This is a genomic window from Nitratireductor pacificus pht-3B, assembly GCF_000300335.1.
Classification (GTDB): Bacteria; Pseudomonadota; Alphaproteobacteria; order Rhizobiales; family Rhizobiaceae; genus Nitratireductor; species Nitratireductor pacificus.
Genome location: NZ_AMRM01000010.1, coordinates 22,917 through 42,580, shown reverse-complemented (window position 1 = coordinate 42,580; position 19,664 = coordinate 22,917). Strand labels below are relative to the sequence as shown.

The 19,664-nt window shown below is 66.4% G+C and carries 18 protein-coding genes and 1 tRNA gene; 10 read left to right on the top strand and 9 right to left on the bottom strand.

Annotated elements, in window-relative coordinates; all coding sequences use genetic code 11:
• Position 1: 1 nt before the first annotated feature.
• The 7 genes from hutU (at position 2) to NA2_RS10430 (ending at position 8,504) form a co-directional block, all read left to right on the top strand.
• Complete coding sequence (hutU, locus tag NA2_RS10460; protein WP_008596733.1) at positions 2–1,675, top strand: urocanate hydratase; 1,674 nt, start codon at positions 2–4, stop codon at positions 1,673–1,675.
• 26 nt (positions 1,676–1,701) lie between these two features.
• Complete coding sequence (locus NA2_RS10455; protein ID WP_008596732.1) at positions 1,702–2,793, top strand: TRAP transporter substrate-binding protein; 1,092 nt, start codon at positions 1,702–1,704, stop codon at positions 2,791–2,793.
• Positions 2,794–2,849: 56 nt separating this feature from the next.
• Positions 2,850–3,359: a TRAP transporter small permease subunit gene (locus NA2_RS10450; RefSeq protein ID WP_008596731.1), complete on the top strand. Its 510-nt coding sequence runs from the start codon at positions 2,850–2,852 to the stop codon at positions 3,357–3,359.
• Entirely contained in the window at positions 3,356–4,906 is a 1,551-nt protein-coding gene (locus tag NA2_RS10445) for a TRAP transporter large permease (protein WP_008596730.1), read from the top strand. Before NA2_RS10450 ends, NA2_RS10445 begins: the two co-directional genes overlap by 4 nt.
• Before the next feature lie 118 nt (positions 4,907–5,024).
• A complete protein-coding gene (gene dgcN, locus NA2_RS10440) occupies positions 5,025–6,020 on the top strand; it encodes an N-acetyltransferase DgcN (protein ID WP_008596729.1) in 996 nt (331 codons plus the stop codon).
• Between the two features lie 89 nt (positions 6,021–6,109).
• Positions 6,110–7,762 carry an alpha/beta hydrolase gene (locus tag NA2_RS10435; protein WP_008596727.1) on the top strand — a complete coding sequence of 551 codons (1,653 nt, stop codon included), beginning with the start codon at positions 6,110–6,112 and terminating at the stop codon, positions 7,760–7,762.
• 49 nt (positions 7,763–7,811) lie between these two features.
• A complete protein-coding gene (locus tag NA2_RS10430; protein WP_040677483.1) occupies positions 7,812–8,504 on the top strand; it encodes a glutathione S-transferase family protein in 693 nt (230 codons plus the stop codon).
• A gap of 71 nt (positions 8,505–8,575) precedes the next feature.
• Here the strand turns inward: NA2_RS10430 and NA2_RS10425 are convergent, their stop codons facing one another.
• Both NA2_RS10425 and NA2_RS10420 read right to left on the bottom strand, forming a co-directional pair.
• Positions 8,576–9,289 (bottom strand): FAD binding domain-containing protein, encoded by a 714-nt coding sequence (locus NA2_RS10425; RefSeq protein WP_008596724.1) that lies wholly within the window; start codon positions 9,287–9,289, stop codon positions 8,576–8,578.
• A gap of 12 nt (positions 9,290–9,301) precedes the next feature.
• Positions 9,302–9,790, bottom strand: coding sequence for a (2Fe-2S)-binding protein (locus NA2_RS10420; RefSeq protein ID WP_008596723.1), 489 nt, complete (start codon positions 9,788–9,790; stop codon positions 9,302–9,304).
• Between the two features lie 265 nt (positions 9,791–10,055).
• Between NA2_RS10420 and NA2_RS10415 the strand changes: the two genes are divergently transcribed.
• Positions 10,056–10,131: transfer RNA gene (locus tag NA2_RS10415), tRNA-Thr, on the top strand.
• Positions 10,132–10,267: 136 nt separating this feature from the next.
• Positions 10,268–11,086, top strand: coding sequence for an IclR family transcriptional regulator (locus tag NA2_RS10410; protein ID WP_157188197.1), 819 nt, complete (start codon positions 10,268–10,270; stop codon positions 11,084–11,086).
• 20 nt (positions 11,087–11,106) lie between these two features.
• Here NA2_RS10410 and NA2_RS10405 read toward each other — a convergent pair whose 3' ends face one another.
• The 5 genes from NA2_RS10405 to ilvD form a co-directional block, all read right to left on the bottom strand.
• Positions 11,107–11,871 carry a MarR family transcriptional regulator gene (locus tag NA2_RS10405; RefSeq protein ID WP_008596721.1) on the bottom strand — a complete coding sequence of 255 codons (765 nt, stop codon included), beginning with the start codon at positions 11,869–11,871 and terminating at the stop codon, positions 11,107–11,109.
• A gap of 77 nt (positions 11,872–11,948) precedes the next feature.
• Positions 11,949–13,232, bottom strand: coding sequence for a TRAP transporter large permease (locus tag NA2_RS10400; RefSeq protein ID WP_008596719.1), 1,284 nt, complete (start codon positions 13,230–13,232; stop codon positions 11,949–11,951).
• 5 nt (positions 13,233–13,237) lie between these two features.
• Complete coding sequence (locus NA2_RS10395) at positions 13,238–13,753, bottom strand: TRAP transporter small permease (protein WP_008596718.1); 516 nt, start codon at positions 13,751–13,753, stop codon at positions 13,238–13,240.
• A 169-nt stretch (positions 13,754–13,922) separates the two neighbouring features.
• The gene (locus NA2_RS10390) at positions 13,923–14,921 is read right to left on the bottom strand and encodes a TRAP transporter substrate-binding protein (protein ID WP_008596716.1); all 999 of its coding nucleotides are present in this window, start codon (positions 14,919–14,921) and stop codon (positions 13,923–13,925) included.
• 71 nt (positions 14,922–14,992) lie between these two features.
• A complete protein-coding gene (gene ilvD, locus NA2_RS10385) occupies positions 14,993–16,666 on the bottom strand; it encodes a dihydroxy-acid dehydratase (protein WP_008596713.1) in 1,674 nt (557 codons plus the stop codon).
• Between the two features lie 122 nt (positions 16,667–16,788).
• On the opposite strand from ilvD, the gene NA2_RS10380 reads away from it, so the two are divergent.
• Positions 16,789–17,706, top strand: coding sequence for a LysR family transcriptional regulator (locus NA2_RS10380; protein WP_008596712.1), 918 nt, complete (start codon positions 16,789–16,791; stop codon positions 17,704–17,706).
• A gap of 12 nt (positions 17,707–17,718) precedes the next feature.
• Here NA2_RS10380 and NA2_RS10375 read toward each other — a convergent pair whose 3' ends face one another.
• Positions 17,719–19,065 (bottom strand): TRAP transporter large permease, encoded by a 1,347-nt coding sequence (locus tag NA2_RS10375; protein WP_008596710.1) that lies wholly within the window; start codon positions 19,063–19,065, stop codon positions 17,719–17,721.
• On the bottom strand, positions 19,062–19,631 hold the full coding sequence (locus NA2_RS10370; protein WP_008596709.1) for a TRAP transporter small permease subunit: 570 nt from the start codon (positions 19,629–19,631) through the stop codon (positions 19,062–19,064). Before NA2_RS10370 ends, NA2_RS10375 begins: the two co-directional genes overlap by 4 nt.
• Positions 19,632–19,664 lie beyond the last annotated feature (33 nt).

Sequence of the window (19,664 nt, the reverse complement as noted above, 5' to 3'; positions counted from 1 at the left end):
CATGACCAATCCACGCCACAACATCCGTGACGTGAAAGCGCCGCGCGGCACCGAGCTGAACGCCAAGAGCTGGCTGACGGAAGCGCCGCTCCGGATGCTGATGAACAATCTCGACGCGGAAGTCGCCGAGAACCCGAACGAGCTGGTCGTCTATGGCGGCATCGGACGGGCGGCGCGCACCTGGGACGATTTCGATCGCATCGCGGCGACCCTGAAGACGCTCGAAGAGAACGAGACGCTGCTCGTCCAGTCGGGCAAGCCGGTCGGCGTGTTCCGCACCCACAAGGATGCGCCGCGCGTGCTGATCGCCAATTCCAACATCGTGCCGCATTGGGCGAACTGGGATCATTTCCACGAACTCGACCGCAAGGGCCTGATGATGTACGGCCAGATGACCGCGGGATCGTGGATCTATATCGGCACGCAGGGGATCGTGCAGGGCACCTACGAGACCTTCGTCGAGGCCGGCCGCCAGCATTATGGCGGCGATCTCAAGGGCAAGTGGATCCTGACCGCCGGCCTCGGCGGCATGGGCGGCGCGCAGCCGCTGGCGGCGGTCATGGCCGGTGCCTCGTGCCTCGCCATCGAGTGCGACGAGACCCGCATCGATTTCCGCCTGCGCACCCGCTATGTGGACGAGAAGGCGACCACGCTGGACGAGGCGCTGGAGATGATCGACCGCTGGACGAAAGCCGGCGAAGCGAAGTCCGTCGGCCTGCTCGGCAATGCCGCCGAGATCGTGCCGGAACTGGTGCGGCGCGGCATCCGCCCGGACATGGTGACCGACCAGACCTCGGCGCACGATCCGGTCAACGGCTATCTGCCCAAGGGCTGGACCGTCGCCGAGTGGCGCGAAAAGCGGGAGAGCGACCCGAAGGCGGTGGAGAAGGCGGCACGCGCGTCGATGCGCGAGCATGTGGAGGCGATGGTCGCCTTCTGGAACCAGGGCATCCCGACGCTCGACTACGGCAACAACATCCGCCAGGTGGCGAAGGAGGAAGGCTTCGAGAACGCCTTCGCCTTCCCGGGCTTCGTGCCGGCCTATATCCGTCCGCTCTTCTGCCGCGGCGTCGGGCCGTTCCGCTGGGCGGCGCTGTCGGGCGATCCGGAGGACATCTACCGCACCGACGAGAAGGTGAAGGAGCTGCTGCCGGACAACGCGCATCTGCATCGCTGGCTCGACATGGCGCGCGAGCGCATCGCCTTCCAGGGCCTGCCCGCACGCATCTGCTGGGTCGGTCTCGGCGACCGGCACAGGCTCGGCCTTGCCTTCAACGAGATGGTGGCGAAGGGCGAACTGAAGGCGCCCGTGGTCATCGGCCGCGATCATCTCGATTCGGGTTCGGTCGCCTCGCCCAACCGCGAGACGGAAGCGATGAAGGACGGGTCCGATGCCGTGTCCGACTGGCCGCTGCTCAACGCTCTGCTCAACTGCGCGTCCGGCGCGACCTGGGTGTCGCTGCATCATGGCGGCGGCGTCGGCATGGGCTTCTCGCAGCATTCGGGCATGGTCGTCTGCGCCGACGGCACCGAGGACGCAGCGCAGCGGCTCGAGCGCGTGCTTTGGAACGACCCGGCGACGGGCGTCATGCGCCACGCCGACGCCGGCTATGACGAAGCGCTCGACTGGGCCCGGGAAAAAGGCTTGCGGCTGCCGGGAATTTTGGGAAACTGACGTTTCGAAAACAGGAGGGGAAACCCATGAAACGGCGTCAATTCTTACAGACAGCCGGCATTGCCGGCGTGGCGACGGGGCTCGCCGCCCCGGCCATCGCGCAAGACAAGCGCACATGGAACATGGTGACGGCCTGGCCGAAGAACCTGCCCGGGCCGGGCGTGGCGGCGCAGATGCTGGCCGACCGGATCACTGCCCTTTCGGGCGGGCGGCTCGAGGTGAAGCTGCACGCGGCGGGCGAGCTGGTGCCGGGCAATGGCGTGTTCGACGCCGTGTCCGAGGGCACGGCGCAGCTCTACCATGCCGTGCCGTCCTACTGGGGTTCCAAGTCGCGCGGCATTCTTCTGTTCGGCTCGCAGCCCTTCGGCCTGCGCGCGGACGAGCAGCTCGGCTGGCTGATCCATGGCGGCGGACAGGCGCTCTATGACGAGATCTACGGGCGCTTCGGCCTGAAACCGTTCCTGTGCGGCAACTCCGGTCCCCAGTGGCAGGGCTGGTTCCGCAACGAGATCAACTCCGTCGACGACCTGAAGGGACTGCGTTTCCGCACGACCGGCCTCGCCTCGGAAATGTGCGCCAAGCTCGGCATGGCCGTGCAGGCCATGGGCGGCGGCGACATGTTCCAAGGGCTGCAGTCGGGCACGATCGACGCCGGCGAATTCATCGGCCCGTGGACCGATTCAGCGCTCGGCTTCTACCAGGTGGCAAAGAACTACTACTGGCCGGGTGTCGGCGAGCCGTCCTCGGCGGAGGAATGCGCGGTCAACAAGGCGGCCTACGACGAGCTGCCCGAGGATCTGCAGCAGGCTGTCGCCTATGCCTGCGAGTCGCTCTACAACCCCGTCTGGACCGAGTACTCCACCAAGCATGCGGCGGCGTTGAAGCAGCTTGTCGCGGAGCAGGGCGTGCAGGTCCGGCAGCTGCCGGAAGACGTGATCGTCGCCATGGGCAATGCCGCCGGCGAGGTGATCGCGGAACTGCGCGAGGACGACGACGAGCTGGTCAAGCGCATCGTCGAGAGCTTCCTTGCCTATCGGGCCGGCATCTCCGAATACATGGTCTACGCGGACAACGGGCAGATGAACGCCCGCGCGCTGGATTACAAATACGGCGGTTGATCGGAACGGGCGGGCCGGGTTCGTTCCGGTCCGCTTCACTCGGGGATATCACACATATGGAGCAGCTTGCCGACAGGCTCGACCGCGTCAATCAGGGCGTGGGCGCGGTGGTGCGCTGGCTGGCGCTTGCGATGGTGCTGATGCAGTTCGGCACGGTCGTGCTGCGCTATGTCTACGGCATCAGCTTCATCTTCCTGACCGAGAGCGTGCTCTACATGCATGCGGCGCTGTTCATGCTGGGCGCGGGCTTCACCCTGCTCGTCGACGGGCATGTGCGGGTGGACATCTTCTATGGCTTGCTCGGACGGCGCGGCAAGGCGCGCATCGACGTGTTCGGCGTGCTCGGCTTCCTCATCCCGTCGATGCTGATGATCGCCTGGTTCTCCTGGCCCTCGGTGCACAATTCCTGGAGGATCATGGAAGGCGCCATTTCCGTCGGCGGCATTCCGGCCTCCTTCCTGTTGAAATCGCTGATCCCGGCTTTCTGTGGGCTGCTCATCGTCCAGGGGCTTGCCTGCCTGCTGCGCGACCTCGCCCGCCTTTCCGGGGATGAGACCCCCGCATGACCCTGCCTCTCGACATTCTCATGTTCATCGGGCTGATCGTCGCCATCCTCGTCGGCTATCCCGTCTCCTTCATGCTGGCCGGGACGGCGGCGCTGTTCGCGCTGACCGGCTGGATGACCGGCCAGTTCGACCTGTCCCTTCTCGGCGCGCTCGGCCAGCGGGTCTTCGGCACGCTGACCAACGACGTGCTGATCGCCATTCCCCTCTTCGTCTTCATGGGCGTGGTTCTGGAGAAGAGCCGCATCGCCGAGGAACTGCTCGAGACGATGGGGCGGCTGTTCGGCAGCATGCGGGGCGGCCTCGGCGTTTCCGTGGTGCTGGTCGGCGCGCTGCTGGCGGCTTCGACCGGCATCGTCGGCGCCACGGTCGTGGCGATGGGCCTGATCGCCCTGCCGACCATGGTGCGCAGCGGCTACGATCCGAAGCTTGCCTCCGGCATCGTCTGCACCTCGGGAACGCTCGGACAGATCATTCCCCCCTCGACACTGCTGATCATCCTGTCGGACGTGATGTCGAACGCCTATCAGCAGGCGCAGTACGCGCAGGGCAAGTTCACCATCGAGACCATCTCGGTGGGGCAGGTCTTCGCCGCCGCCCTCCTGCCGGGGCTGACGCTGGTGGCGGTCTACATCGCCTATCTGCTTGCAAGGGCAACCGTTTCGCCCGAGGTGGCGCCGGCCCTGGCCGAGCCGGGCGCGCGGCCCGGCGCGCGCGAGATCCTGCGCGCCATCGTGCCGCCGGTGCTCCTGATCGTCGCCGTTCTGGGATCGATCCTCGGCGGCGTCGCCACGCCCAGCGAGGCGGCCAGCGTCGGCGCCATCGGCGCGCTGCTTCTGGCGGGCGCGCGCAGCGAAGGGAACGGCCGGCTGATCGTGCTCGGGGCGGCGGCGCTCGGCGTCGTCGCGGTGCTGGCGGGGCTGTTCCCAGTACGTCTGCAGCGCAGCGACGCAGGCCCCCTCGAATGGAGCCTCGCGGCGCTGACCACCGGGCTGGTGCTGCTCGGCATCGCAGGGATTGCCGTCTCCGTCCGCCGCGCGGCCAGGCGCGGCATCCTGACGCCCATCGTCACCTCGACCATGACGGTGACGGCGATGATCTTCGCCACGATCCTCGCGGCCAGCGTGTTCTCGCTGGTGTTCCGCGGACTGGGCGGCGATCTGCGCGTCGAGGCGATCCTGCATTCCATGCCGGGCGGGCCGCAGGGGGCGCTGATCTTCGTCATGGCGATGATCTTCGTGCTCGGCTTCTTCCTCGATTTCGTGGAAATCTCGGTCATCGTCCTGCCTCTGGTGGCGCCGATCCTGATCCTGATGGGGCACGATCCCCTGTGGCTGGCGATGCTGATCGCCATCAATCTGCAGACCTCGTTCCTGACGCCGCCCTTCGGATTCTCGCTCTTCTATCTGCGGGCCGCGGCGCCCCCCGAGATCACCACGGGGCAGATCTACCGCGGGGTGATGCCGTTCATCGCCCTGCAGATCGTCGGGATCCTGATCATCTGGCTGTTGCCGTCGATCTCCACGTGGCTGCCGGGCATGGTGTTTTGATCCAGGGTCGGCGCATCGCCGGGCCACTGCTTGACAATCTGCGGCGCATCGCACCTTTTGCCAGCTTAAAACCGTGCCCGTGTGCCGCGTCCGGTGAAGCAAGGAGTGTGATGCCGCCATGTTGAAGTCCCCCTATCTCCTGTTCCTCGGCGATGCGCAGGACGCGCTGACCGCTAAGGTCGCCCAGGGCATCAAGGACTGGCGACCGGAGTTCTGCGTCGGGCAGTTGCGCCTTCCGGGCTGCAAGGCCGATCTCGGCCTGAAGGACATGACGATCGCCGAAGCCAGGGCGGCCGGCGCCGAGACCCTGGTGGTCGGCGCGGCCAATCGCGGCGGCGTGATCTCGCAAAGCTGGATGGCGAGCCTTGTCGAGGCGGCCGAGGCCGGCATGGACATCGCCTCGGGCCTGCACAACAGGCTGACGGCGCAGAAGCCGTTGGTGGCGGCTGCCGAGCGCGCCGGGGTCGGCCTTTTCGATGTGCGCATCCCGCAGGAAGAATACCCGATCGCCGACGGCAAGCGGCGCAGCGGCAAGCGCTGCCTGGCTGTCGGGACTGATTGCTCCGTCGGCAAGATGTACACGGCGCTCGCCATGGAGCGCGACATGCGCGATCGCGGCATCAAGGCGAGCTTCCGCGCCACCGGTCAGACCGGCATCCTGATCACCGGCTCGGGCGTGCCGCTCGACGCGGTGGTCGCCGATTTCATGGCCGGCGCCGTGGAGCATCTGACGCCGGACAACGACGCCGACCATTGGGACCTGATCGAAGGGCAGGGCAGCCTGTTCCACCCCTCCTTCTCCGGCGTGACCATGGCGCTGATCCATGGCGGGCAGCCGGACGCGCTGGTGCTCTGCCACGAGCCGACGCGCACCCATATGCGCGGCCTGCCACATTACGGCCTGCCCTCGCTGGAGGCGCTGCGCGACGTGTCGCTGGACATGGCGCGGATCGTCAATCCCGATGTCAAGGTCATCGGCATCTCGGTCAACACGGCCGCCCTGGCGGCGGGCGCGGCGCAGACCTGCCTTCAGGAGATCGAGGCGCGCATGGGCCTGCCGACCGTTGATCCGTTCCGCGACGGGGCGGGCCGCCTGATCGACGCGCTGGGCTGAGCCGGCTTCCGCGAGCGGGCGCTGTTGCCATCCCGGCAGCGACGGGTCACTGTGGAAGGACCGGGCGGCGGCGCAAAGGAGGCGGGGCCATGGTCGATCTTCCGAACGGGCGCGAGCGGCGCATCTGGCACTCCTTCTCGATCCTCGGCTTGTGTCTTGGAACGCTGGCCTTCGCCGCCTCGCTGACGCCCTCGCTTCTGCCGCGCGCCTTCTTCGTCCAGGGCATCCTCTCCGGCGTCTCGCTTGCTCTGGGCTACGGTCTCGGTGTCTTCCTCGTCTGGCTGTGGCGCTATCTGGAACTGCCGGAGCCGCGCCCTTCGCCGCGCTATTACGGCCAATGGGCGATGGCCCTCCTGTGCGCGGCCGTTGCCGTCTTTTTTCTCTGGAAGGCCGCCGGCTGGCAGAACTCCATCCGTGAGCTGATGGAACTGGAGCCGGTCGATACGGCGCATCCCTTCAAGGTCGGCGGCATCGCATTCGTCCTGTTCCTGCTGCTCGTCGGCATCGGGCGCGGGCCGAAGCGCATCTTCTCCTTCGTCTCCGGCTGGCTGAAGCGGTTCGTGCCGCGCCGCATCGCCAATGTGCTGGGCCTAGCCGTGGTCGCGCTCCTGGCGGCGTCGCTGGTGGACCGGGTGCTGCTGCGCTACGCGCTGCGGGTCGCGGATTCCGCCTATGCCGAACTCGACGCCCTGTTCGAGGACGGCATCGAGCGGCCCGGCGAGGCGCTGAAGACGGGCGGTCCGGGTTCCCTGATCGGCTGGGACACGCTTGGCCGGACGGGCCGCAGCTTCATCGTTGAGGGACCGCGAAGGGAGCTGATCGCCGCCTTCACCGGCCGGCCGGCGCTGGAACCCATGCGCGTCTATGTGGGCCTGCGCTCGGCGGAAGACAGCGATGCGCGCGCCAGGCTGGCGCTGGCCGAACTCCAGCGCATCGGCGCCTTCGAACGGTCGGTGATGGTCGTCGTCGCCCCGACCGGCACCGGCTGGATCGATCCGGAGGGAGCCGACACGCTGGAATATCTGCACGACGGCGACACGGTGATGGTCGCACAGCAATATTCCTACCTGACGAGCTGGCTCTCGCTGCTGATCGAGCCGAGCTACGGCGCGGAGGCGGCGCACGCGCTGTTCCGCGAGGTCTACGCCCACTGGAAGACCCTGCCGGAGGAGACGCGGCCAAAGCTCTATCTCTACGGCCTCAGCCTCGGCGCGCTGAGTTCCGAGCAGTCCTCCGAGCTCTTCGACGTCCTGGCCGATCCCTTCCAGGGCGCGCTGTGGGTGGGACCGCCCTTCAACAGCCGCATCTGGCGTTCCGTCACCAGCGACCGCAACGCCGGTTCGCCGGCCTGGCTGCCCCGCTTCCGCGACGGCTCGGTGGTGCGCTTCACGGCGCAACGGAATGCCCTCGACATTCCGGGCGCCGCCTGGGGGCCGCTGCGCATCGTCTATCTGCAATATGCGAGCGATCCCGTGGTCTTCTTCGATCCGTTCGCCTGGTATCGCCCGCCTGCCTGGCTCGTCGGCGAACGCGGCCCGGACGTGTCGCCGGAGCTGCGGTGGTATCCGCTCGTCACCTTCCTGCAACTGGCGCTCGACATGGCGCTGGCGACGACGGCGCCGCTCGGCTACGGCCATCTCTACGCGCCGGAGCATTATATCGACGCATGGATGGCGGTCACCGATCCGCAGGGCTGGCCGCCAGCCGAGATCGAGCGGCTGAAGGCCGCGCTCGCCAAGTGAGCGGTAAAAACTCCCCCGGATGCGAAACACCAGCGACGACCGAGGCGATATGTCCCTGACCCTTCACCAGCATCCGCTGGCCTCCTTCTGCCACAAGGTGCTGATCGCCCTCTACGAGAACGGCACCGCTTTCGACAAGGTGCTGGTCGATCTCGGGGATCCGGCTTCGGCGGACGCGTTTCGCGCCTTGTGGCCACTCGGCAAGATGCCGGTGCTGCACGATGCCGCGCGCGGCGCGACCGTGCCGGAGACCAGCATCATCATCGAATATCTCGACCTGCACCACCCCGGTCGGTTGCGGATGATTCCCGAGGACCCGGAGGCCGCCCTGCAGGTGCGGCTGTGGGACCGGTTCTTCGATCTCCATGTCAGCGATCCGATGCAGACGATCGTCCTCGACCGCATCCGTCCGGACGATGGCAAGGATCCGCATGGCGTCGCTGCCGCGCGCGCAGCACTCGATGTGGCCTATGCGCTGATCGACAGGCAGGTCGCGAACCGTGAATGGGCAACGGGTGACGCGTTCACCATGGCCGACTGTTCCGCGACGCCGGCGCTCTTCTATGCGGGCATCGTCCATCCGTTTGACGACAGGTACGCGGCGGTCGCCGCCTATTTCGAGCGGCTCATCGCCCGCCCGTCGGCGCGGCGCGTGCTTGCCGAGGCGCAGCCCTACTTCCGGTTCTTCCCGTACCGGGACGCCATGCCAGAACGGTTCCTGAGGGTGGACGCCCAGACATGAGCACGAAGCAGGCAGTTTCGCCCGACAGGTTGGTTCGGCTTCACTGAAAACAATGCGGCCGCTTCCGGTTCTCACCCGTTGGCCATCGTCACGGCGCGCTTCGCCATGGCGACGATCAGGCTGGCGCGGTAGGCGGCCGAGGCGTGGATGTCGGTCATCAGCGCGTCGTCTGGCACCGAAACCCCGTCGAGGGCCGACGGCGAAAAATCCGTGACGAGCGCCGTTTCCAGTTCTCCGCTGCGGAAAACGCCATCATCGCCGGCACCCGTCACGGCAGCGCGCACGGTCTTGCCGTCCAGGGCGACGAAGACGCCAGTCATGGCGTAGCGCGAGGCCGGATTGGGAAACTTCCCGTAGCCGGCCCTTTCCGGCGCGTCGAAGCGCACGGCGGTGATGATCTCGTCCTCCTCCAGCGCCGTCTCGAACAGGCCGGTGAAGAAATCTGCGGCGGCGATCTCGCGGGCATTGGTGACGATGGTCGCGGCAAGCGCCAGCATGGCGGCCGGGTAGTCGGCGGCCGGGTCGTTGTTGGCGAGCGAGCCGCCGATGGTGCCCATGTGGCGCACATGCGGGTCGCCGATCGTCACCGTCCTGCCGGCGACCGCAATCCCCGTGAGTTCGGCGATGTGGCGCAGGTCGATCAGGTCGGAGGGAGCGGCAAGCCGTGTCTTCATCGCCGGGATCAGGGTCTGCCCGCCGGCGATCAGCTTGCCGTCGTCGGCGTCAGCCAGCAGTTTCAGCGCCTCGTCGAGCGAGCCTGCGCGGTGATAGTTGACCTCGTACATGGGCGCTCTCCCTCAGGCCGCCTGCGCCTCGCCGTCGCCCATAGTCTCGGCGGCGGCGAGGATCGCCTTGACGATGTTGTGATAGCCGGTGCAGCGGCAGATGTTGCCTTCGAGCTCCGCGCGGACCGTCGCTTCGTCGAGCCCTTCGGGATGGCGGCGGATCATGTCGGTCGCGGCCATGATCATGCCGGGCGTGCAGAAGCCGCACTGCAGGCCGTGATGCTCCTTGAAGGCGGCCTGCACGGGATGCAGCGCGTTGCCCTCGGCCAGGCCCTCGATGGTGCGGATCTCGGAGCCTTCGGCCTGCACGGCGAGGATGGAGCAGGATTTCACGGACCTGCCGTCCATGTGGACGGTGCAGGCGCCGCACTGCGAGGTGTCGCACCCCACATGGGTGCCGGTCAGCCCGAGCGTTTCGCGCAGGAACTGAACGAGCAACGTCCTGCCCTCGACGGCTCCGGATACGGTCCGGCCGTTCACCAACATCGAGACTTCTGTCATGAATTCCTTCCTGCCTGCCTTTCGGGTGAGCAATCTCCGCCGCGGGAGAAGGGAGAGGATGAACCCTGGCGCGACGAGAGTCCATGCCCCGAAGCAGGAAACGACCCGATCTGCACGCCATGCTGTCGAGGCCGGCCCGGCCCCGGATGCGCCGCCATCAAAACCGCATGAAGAGCGCGTCTCGACGCAACTCTCTCTTGATCTTGGTAAGCGATGCGGCTATCAGGCGGGTCAGTCCGGTGCGACGCAAGCCGCGCAGGAGGCTGCCGCTTTAGCTCAGTTGGTAGAGCATCGCATTCGTAATGCGGAGGTCGTCAGTTCGAGTCTGACAAGCGGCACCACTTTCCCAGGACCGACCCCAAGACCGGGCGCTTCCCTCTCCAACCGACCTCGACGCGGATTTGCGTTGCCGGCCAGCGTGAAATCCTGTTACCCTTTCTGCCCCTTTCAACGGTTGCGACAGGAGCAGGATGGGCGTTGGCGACAACAGGCAAGCGTGACGGTGCTGCAAAGCCTGGCGCAGCCGTTTCCTCAGCTTTATCGAGGGGCTTGAGCCTGCTTGCGACTTTCGCCGGTGCGCCGGTCTGGTTAAGCAATTCCGATATCGTCCAACGCACCGGCCTGCCCGCCCCGACGGTGGCGCGGCTGACGCGGTCCCTGACCGGGATGGGGCTGCTGCACTACAGCGCACACCGGCGCCGCTTCCGCCTGGCGGCGGGCGTCGTCCGTCTGGGCTACGGAGCCCGGTGCGAGGCGCATCTGGCCGAACGGGCGCGGCCGCACATGCAGCGCTTCGCCGACCGTCATGGTGTCCATGTGTCGCTCGCCGTTCTGGACAGGACGGATGCCCTTCATCTCGAGGTCTGCCACAGCGCCTCGACGCTCGTTACCCTCCGGCTCGAGGCGGGATCACGCGTGCCGCTCGCCACCACGGCGGCCGGGCACGGTATTCTGGCCTGCCTCAGCGAAGGGGAACGCGAAACGGTGATGAAGGCGCTGCAGGTGAGAGATGAGGAGGACTGGCCGCAGGCCGCGGAGGCAATCACGAAGGGCCTGGACGCTATCGCGGTCCTGGGCTTCAGCCGCTCGGTCGGCGGCTGGCAGACGGACGTCAACAGCGTTGCGACGCCGTTCCGCTCTCCGTTCCACGATGGCGCCATGTCGATCGCCTGCAGTGCCCCGGCGGGGCATCTTCCCGAGGAACGGCTGGACGAGATCGGCGACGAACTGCTTGTCCTGGCGGGCCTGCTGCCGGGGCAGGACACTGAAGACCTAGATGCGTTCGAGATGGCGTAGGCCTGCGGGGCCGGTTCGCTTCAGTCGTCCAGATAGCGCACGCCCGCCGCCGCGGATTTCCGCTGTATCAGCTCCACGGCTTCCAGAAGGTCACGGATGACGGTCATGGCCGAGCGTCCCTGCAATACGGGGCGCGGCAGCAGGGCTTCGACGGCCAGGACCGCATCGCTCAGATGCAAGGGTGCGCCGAGCATGACCGCGTTCCGCTCCCGGTCGATGACCTTGAAGCAGCCGGACGCGCGAAAGAAGGCGAAGCTCTCGGCAAGACTGCGGCTCAACGCGGTCTCCTCGCCGGACAATTGCGCCAGCTCCCTGCCTTGCGTGCTGGCGGTGAAGAGCAGCGCATGGCCGCCGGCCGAGCGCTCCATCGCCACGGAAGAGCCGGGATAGTCGGCCGCGGCATCCCTCGCCAGGCTTCTGCACACCTGGAGCGAGAGGGCATGATCGCCCTCGGGGACGACCAGAGACACGGTGGCGCCATGCGTCTCGGCGAAGGTCTGCATCACCGGGCGCGCGAGCGCGCCGATCGGTGCGCCGCGCAGGAAGCTTTCCGAAAGGGCGCCGGCAATGCGCCCGGGTTGGAACCGGTCGGCGAACCGCGTGGGTTCGATGTATCCGTGCATTTCCAGCGTGTTGACGAGCTTTGCCACGGTTTCCGGCTTGAGCGCTGCGCGGTCGGAGAGTTCGTCCACATTCATGGGGCCTTCGGCCGACAGCAGGCGCACCAGTTCCAGGCCGTTCTGCAACGCGACGGTGCTGGTGCCTTCGTCAGAGCTGGTCCTCACCGTGGCCGTGCCCCCCTGTCTCCTCTGCCCATTGTTACGCCGGCTGTCCCGCCCTGGCAATGACCGGGCCTGTCAGGTCAATAGCCGCTGAGGCCCGGCAGCCAGGTCGAGAGCGCAGGAATGAAGGTCAGCGCCATCAGCACCAGCAGGTGCATGACGAGGAATGGCGGCATCTCCCTGATCATGTCGCTGACGCGGATCTTGACGGCCGAGGAGACGACGAAAAGCAACGCCCCGACCGGCGGTGTCAGCAGGCCGATGGTCAGGTTGACGATGACCACGATGGCGAAGTGGATCGGATCGATGCCCAGGGAGTAGGCGATGGGGCTCAGGATCGGAACGAGGATCATGACGCCGGGCAGGGGGTCCATGAACAGGCCGAAGACGAGCAGGAGGACATTGACCGCCAGCAGGAACAGCACCGGGTCCAGGTTCCACGAAACGATCGTGGCGGCGATGGCCTGCGGAATGCCCTCGATGATGATGATCCAGGCGAAGGCGCGCGCCGCCGCCAGGATGAGCAGGATCGCCACCGTGACCAGCGCCGAGCGGAAGATGACGTCCGGCAGGTCGCGCAGGCGCAGCGAGCGGTAGACGAAGAGACCGCACAGAAGCGCATAGAACACCGCCACGACCGACGCCTCGGTCGGCGTGAACATGCCGCTGCGGATGCCGCCGATGATGAGCACGATCAGCATGATCGCCGGCAGGGCCTGAAACGAAGTGCGCAGCATCTCGCGCACCGGCGGGCGGGGCGTGCTGCTCTTGAAGCCGCGCTTGCGGCAGACATACCAGTTGGTCGCCGCCATGGCGGTGGAGATCAGGATGCCGGGCACGATGCCCGCCATGAAAAGGGCGATGACGGAGACCCGCTCATCCTGCATGGCGTAGAGGATCATGATGATCGACGGCGGGATGATAGGCCCCACCACCGAGGCCGAGGCGGTCAGGGCGCTGGCGTAGGATTTGTCGTAGCCGTCCTTCTCCATCATGCGGATCATCATCGCTCCGGGGCCGGCGGCGTCGGCCAGCGCCGAGCCGGAGATGCCGGCGAACATGGTCGAAGAGACGACGTTGGCGTAGCCGAGACCGCCGCGGAAATGGCCGACGAACTGCGAGGCGAAGCGCAGCAGGATCTGCGTCATGGCGCCGCTCGTCATCAGTTCGGCGGCAAGGATGAAGAACGGCACCGCCATCAGCGGAAAACTGTCGAGGCCGGAGAACATCTCCTTGACGATGACGATCTGCGGGTAGGAACTGCCGAGACCGATGGCTGCCCACACGGCCAGCGCCAGCGCGAAGGCAACCGGCATGCCGATGACAAGCAGGGCGAAGAAGGATGCGAAGAGAATGAGCGCCACGGGTCCTAGTCCCCGCTCGCCGCCGGAACGGGGGCCGTGGCCGCGATCTCCGCGAAGCGGTTCTCGAGCACGAAGCTCCTGGCGATCAGAAGTAGATGGACGATCAGCAGGGCGAAGCCGATCGGCATGGCGGCGTAGATGTAGCTGAACGAGATGCGTGTGGCGGGGGTTACCTGGAAGCGCATGCGGTCCATGTAGTCCTTGCCCATCCAGATCATGATGGCGAAGAAGGCGAGGAGCAGGCACAGGATGAGCCCGCGCACGACGCGCTGCGCGCCGGGGTCGAGCATTTCCTGAAAGTTGCCGATCGCCACATGGCCGCCCGTCCTCAGCGCCAGGCCGGCGCCGATGAAGGTCATCCACACCATCAGATAGCGCGCGACCTCCTCCGCCCAGGTGATCGAGAAATTGGTCAGGTAGCGCAGCGAGACATTGGCGAAGACGATCACGGCCATGGCCGAGAGCAACAGCACCAGCGCCCATTTGTTGACGGCAATGAAATAGTGCTCGAACCTTCTCACCGACCCCTCCCCGGAGGCGGGTTGTCCCCGCTCGTCTGTCTATCGGTCGCCCTGTTTAAAGCATGATCGCCGAGAATGAGAACAGGTTTTCGCACGATCGGCCAGCGGAAAGAAAAAGGACCATGACGGCAGCTCGTCAGAGCGTCGTCATGGTCCTGGTATGCGCCGGTTACTCGGTCGCGATGATCTGGTCGATCGTCGCCTTGTCGTACTGGCCGTAGTACTTCTCATAGGCCGGGGCCAGGGCCTTCTGGAAGCCTGCCTTCTCCTCGGCGCTCAGCGTGCTGATCTCCATGCCTTCGGTCTTGAGCTGTTCGACACCGGAGGTCTCGACATTGTCGACATAGGCGCGCATGGCGGCGACGGCTTCCCCGGCAGCGTCCTTGAAGATCTGTTGGTCTTCCGGCGTCATGCTTTCCCAGAGCTGCCTGGAGACGAGCAGCATGGCCGGGGAATAGACGTGGCCCGACAGGGTCAGGTACTTCTGCACTTCCGAGAGCTTCGCCGAGGTGATCACCGAGAGCGGGTTTTCCTGGCCGTCGATGGTGCCCTGCTGGAGCGAGCTGATCACTTCCGGCCAGGCCATCGGCGTGGGTGCGGCGCCCAGGGTCTCGAAGGCGGTGATGTGGATCGGGTTTTCCATCGTGCGCAGCTTCAGGCCGGAGACATCCTGCGGGTCGGCGATTGCGTTGCGGTTGTTGGTAATGTGGCGGAAGCCCTGCTCGCCCCAGGCAAGCGCCACGAGCCCGACATCGCCGAACTTGGCGAGGATCGCCTGGCCGACCTCACCGTCGAGCACCTTGCGCGCATGCGTCAGGTCGCGGAACAGGAAGGGGATGTCGAAGATGCCGGTTTCCGGAACGAAGTTGCTGAGCGTGCCGGACGAAACGATGGTCGCCTCGACGGTTCCGAGCTGGAGGCCCTCGATCACTTCGCGTTCGCCGCCGAGACCGGAAGACGGGAAATGGCGAAACGTGTAGCGGCCATCGGTCTTCGCCTCGACAACTTCCTGCCACTTCTCGGCGGCGACGCCGTAGTGCGAGGTCGGCGCCAGCGCGTAGCCGATCTTCACTTCCTGCTGGGCATTGGCCGCGGCCGCCCAGCCGAGAAGGCCGATTGCCGTTGCCAGCGCGGCGACCGGAGCCAGTTTGCGTGCAAATATGGTCATGGGTTCCTCCCGTTCGTGCAGCAGAGCTGCGATTCAAACTCCAGCTTGTTTCAGCCTGTGACGCATCGTGCCTATCCAGTCAATGCGCCGGTGCTTGCAGGACCAGCAAGTTGGGCGAACTTGGCCAAAACGCCCCGTGTGTAGCGTGGGGCCGGCGGGCGCCACTTCCGTCGCCGGCGGGCGAGCTCGTCGTCGTCCACATTGAGTTGCAGAAGCTGGCTTTCGGCATCGATGGTGATCTCGTCGCCCTCCTCGACGAGCGCGATCGCGCCGCCTTCATAGGCTTCCGGCGTCACATGGCCGACCAGCAATCCCCACGATCCGCCGGAGAAGCGGCCATCGGTGATGAGGCCGACATGCTCGCCCAGGCCGCGCCCGATGATGGCGGAAGAGGGAGCCAGCATTTCCGGCATGCCGGGCCCGCCCTTCGGCCCAAGATAACGCAGCACCAGCACGTCTCCGGGCCGGATCGCATCGGACAGGATCGCCCGCATGGCGGACTGCTCGTCCTCGAAGACGCGCGCCGGGCCGGTGATGCTGGTGGATTTGAGGCCCGTGATCTTGGCGACGGCGCCGCCCTCGGCAAGGTTGCCTTTCAGGATCGCCAGATGGCCCTGGCGGTAGAGCGGTGCGTCGAACGGACGGATCACGTCCTGGCCGGCGGGCGGGTTTGCGGGAGTTTCCGCCAGTTCCTCGCCCAGCGTCCGGCCGGTGATCGTCAGGCAGTCGCCGTGCAGGAGACCGGCATCCAGAAGGATCTTCAGGACCTGCGGGATGCCACCGGCGCGGTGCAGGTCGACCGCCATGTAGCGGCCGGACGGCTTCATGTCGCACAGGACCGGCACCTTGCGACGGACACGCTCGAAATCGTCCAGCGTCCACTCCACCTCCGCGGCCTGGCAGATGGCCAGATAGTGCAGCACGGCATTGGTCGAACCGCCTGTGGCCATCACCAGGGCGATGGCGTTCTCGACGCTGCGCCGCGTGATGATGTCGCGCGGCTTCAGCCCGTTGCGCACCGCCGCGAGCAGCACGCGGGCGGACTGCGCGGCGGACAGCCGCTTTTCCTCGTGGATGTTGGCCATGGTCGACGAGCCGAGGAGCGCCATGCCGAGCGCCTCGAAGGAGGAACTCATTGTGTTGGCCGTGTACATGCCGCCGCAGGCGCCGGTGCCCGGCACCGCGTTGCGCTCGACCGCCTTGAGCTCGGCCTCGTCGATGCGTCCCGCCTTGACCGCGCCGACGGCTTCGAAAGCCGAGACCAGGGAAAGGTCCTGGCCATTCAGGCGGCCGGGCATGACGGTGCCGCCATAGACATAGATCGCCGGCACATTGGCGCGGGCGATGCCGATCATGCCGCCCGGCTTGTTCTTGTCGCAGCCGCCGATGACGAGAACGCCATCCATCCACTGGCCCTGCACGGTGGTCTCGATGCAGTCGGCGATCACCTCGCGCGAAACCAGTGAGTATTTCATGCCTTCGGTGCCCATCGACATGCCGTCGGAGATCGTCGGCACGCCGAAGGTCTGCGGGTTGCCGCCGGCCTGGCGCACGGCCTCGACGGCCGCGTCGGCCAGGGGCTGAAGCCCGGCATTGCAGGGCGTGATGGTCGAGTGGCCGTTGGCGATGCCGATCATCGGCTTGGAGAAATCATCGTCCGTGTAGCCGAGGGCGAAGAACATTGCCCGGTTTGCTGCCCGCTCGACGCCTTCGGTGATGGTCTTCGACCGGTCGTTCGACTTCATTCTCTCAATCTCCCGGCGGCGCTCGCACTTGGAGCGCTGCAGGACAAAGGCTAGGAGAGTTTGAATGATATGAGAAATATATATATTCTATTGTAATAATATGCCCAGCGGATGAGTGATCCATGGATATCCGGCAGATCAGGCATTTCATCGGCGTCGCGGAGGAGCTGCATTTCGGTCGCGCGGCGGAGCGCCTCGGCATGACCCAGCCGCCGCTGAGCCAGAGCATCCAGGCGCTGGAGGCGGAACTGGGGCTCAGACTGTTCGAGCGAACGCGCCGCAGCGTCGCCCTGACGCCGGTGGCACGCGAGTGGCTGCCGCATGCCCGGCGCGTGCTGGAGGAAGCGTCGGCCCTGCCGCAGATCGCGCAGCGCCTGTCGCGCGGCGAGATCGGCACGGTTCGGCTCTCCTTCATCAGCTTCGTCAGCTACAGTTTCCTGCCGCTCCTCGTCCGGCGCTTCAAGGAGCGGTATCCGGAGGTGGAACTGGTCCTGCGGGAAGCGACCAGCGACGTGCAGATATCGGAGTTGCTGGAGGGGGAGCTGGACGCCGGCGTGATCATCGCGCCGCCGCGGGGCAACCTGCCTTCGCCGTTGCGCTATCTGCCGATCGAGCGCGAGGCGCTGGTGGTAGCCGTGCCGGAGGAATGGATCGCATCGGGCAGGGTGTCGCCGCTCGGCGGCCGCCTGCGCTTCGGTGCGTTGCGGGACCTGCCGGTGATCCTTTTCCCGCGCCACAGCGCGCCGGCGCTGCACGATCTGGTGACGCGATTTTACGCACAGCACAGCGCCGCGCCCGTCGCCGGGCAGGAGGCGGTGCAGATGCAGACGATCATCAATCTGGTGTCGAGCGGCCTCGGCATCGCCTTCGTGCCGGGCACGATGCGCAACCTGACGCGGCCGGGCGTCGCCTATTTCCGCCTCGCGGAACGCCAGCCGGAGATCGAGATCGGCCTTGCCTTTCGCGATCCGGGAGCCGGCGCGGCGCTGCGCCATCTGGCGGCGCTCACAGCAGAGATGTTCCCCGCCCGGCCGGGATGAGGACGAGCTGGATCAGTTCGACAGGTAAGCCGGCAGCCACAGGGTGATCTGCGGCCACAGCACCACCATGGTCAGCGCCAGAAGCTGCAGCACGACGAAGGGGATGATGCCGCGATAGATGGTCGAGATCGACACGCCTTCCGGAGCGATGCCGCGCAGGTAGAACAGGGCGTAGCCGAAGGGCGGCGTCAGGAACGAGGTCTGCAGATTGACCGACAAGGCGATGGCGAACCAGATCAGCGTCTGTTCGGGCGTCATGCCGAAATCCAGTCCGGCGACGATCGGGGCGACGATGGGAACGACCACCAGCGTGATCTCCACCCATTCGAGGAAGAAGCCGAGCACGAAGACCAGAAGCATGATGGTCAGCAGCACCGCATAGGGATTGTCGCCGTGCAGGGCGAAGGCGTCGACGATCATCTGGTCGCCGCCCAGCTTGCGGAAGATGACGCTGAAGATCGTCGCGCCGATCATCACGAAGATGATCATCGCGGTGGTCTTGGTGGTGTCTCTCAGGGCGTCGGCGAAGACGGAGAGGCTGAGCTTGCCGGACAGAAGCGCCAGGAGCATCGCGCCGGCGGCGCCGATGGCGGCGGATTCGGTCGGCGTGGCGATCCCGGTGACGATGGTGCCGAGCACGGCGGCAATCAGCGCGATGGGTGCCAGCAGATCGCGGATCAGCGCGAAGGCGACCCGCCACAGGGGCTCCGTGTTGTCCTCTGCGGGGGCGGCCGGCATGCGGTGCGGCTGGAAGATCGCGACAAAGATCAGGTAGGCGAGGTAGAGGCCGCCCAGCAGCAGGCCGGGGCCGACGGCGCCCATGAACAGGTCGCCGACCGAGACGCGCATCTGGTCGCCCAGAACGATCAGCATGATGCTCGGCGGAATGAGGATGCCGAGCGTTCCGCTGGAAGCGATCAGGCCGGTGGATATCCGCGCGTCGTAGCCGTTCTTCAGCATGGTCGGCAGCGCCATCATGCCCATCAGCACCACCGAGGCCCCGATGATGCCCGTGGACGCGGCCATCACGACCCCGATGATGGCGACGGCGAAGGCATAGCCGCCGGGCAGGCCACGAAAGACCGAGGCCAGCGAGCGCAGGAGGCGCTGGGCGACGCCCGAGCGTTCGAGCATCAGCCCCATGAAGACGAAGAGCGGAATGGCGATCAGCAGCCAGTTGGTCAGGATCCCGGAATAGATGCGCGAGACGCCGAGCGACAGGAACAGCACCGGCACGTCGCCGAGGAAGGCGAAGATCAGGCCGATCCCCGCCAGCACGAAGGCCACGGGATAGCCGGTGAAGATGCCGGCCATCAGGCCGACGAGCATCAGGATGGGCCAGAAATAGGCGTCGTTCATTGGGCAGTGCCGTCGTGCTTGGAGGAAGCGCCCGCCAGTTCGAGCGCGGTGGCAAGCGCGCGCAGCAGGGCGCACAGGCCGAGCAGGGCGAAGGCGACCGGGATCATGGCCTTGATCATCCAGCGGTCGATCATGCCGCCATAGGTGGAGCCTTCGCTGGAGATGAAGGCCTTCTCGGCGAAACCGTAGCCGTACCAGGCGATGACGACGCAGAAGGGCAGGAGGAAAACCAGATCGCCGAAGATCCGCAACGCCAGCTTGACGCGTGGCGGCAGGCCGGACGAGAAAACGTCCACGGCCACATGGCTGTTGTCGCGAAAGGCATAGACGCCGCCGAACAGGACGATCAGGGCAAAGATATGCCATTGCAGGTCGAGCAGGGTGTTGACCGTCAGCGCCTTGCCGAACAGCGGCGCGGGCTCGCCCCACTCGGCAAGCATGTTGATGCCGAGTTGCGCAGCCAGCACCGTCAGGCAGACGCTGAGGATGAGCGGCAGGACCAGCCAGCCGACGATCCGCCCCGGCCAGATGCAGGCGGACTGCAGCCGATCAAGGAAACGGGTCATGGGCAAATTCTCGGCATTGGCTCAGCACTCGCT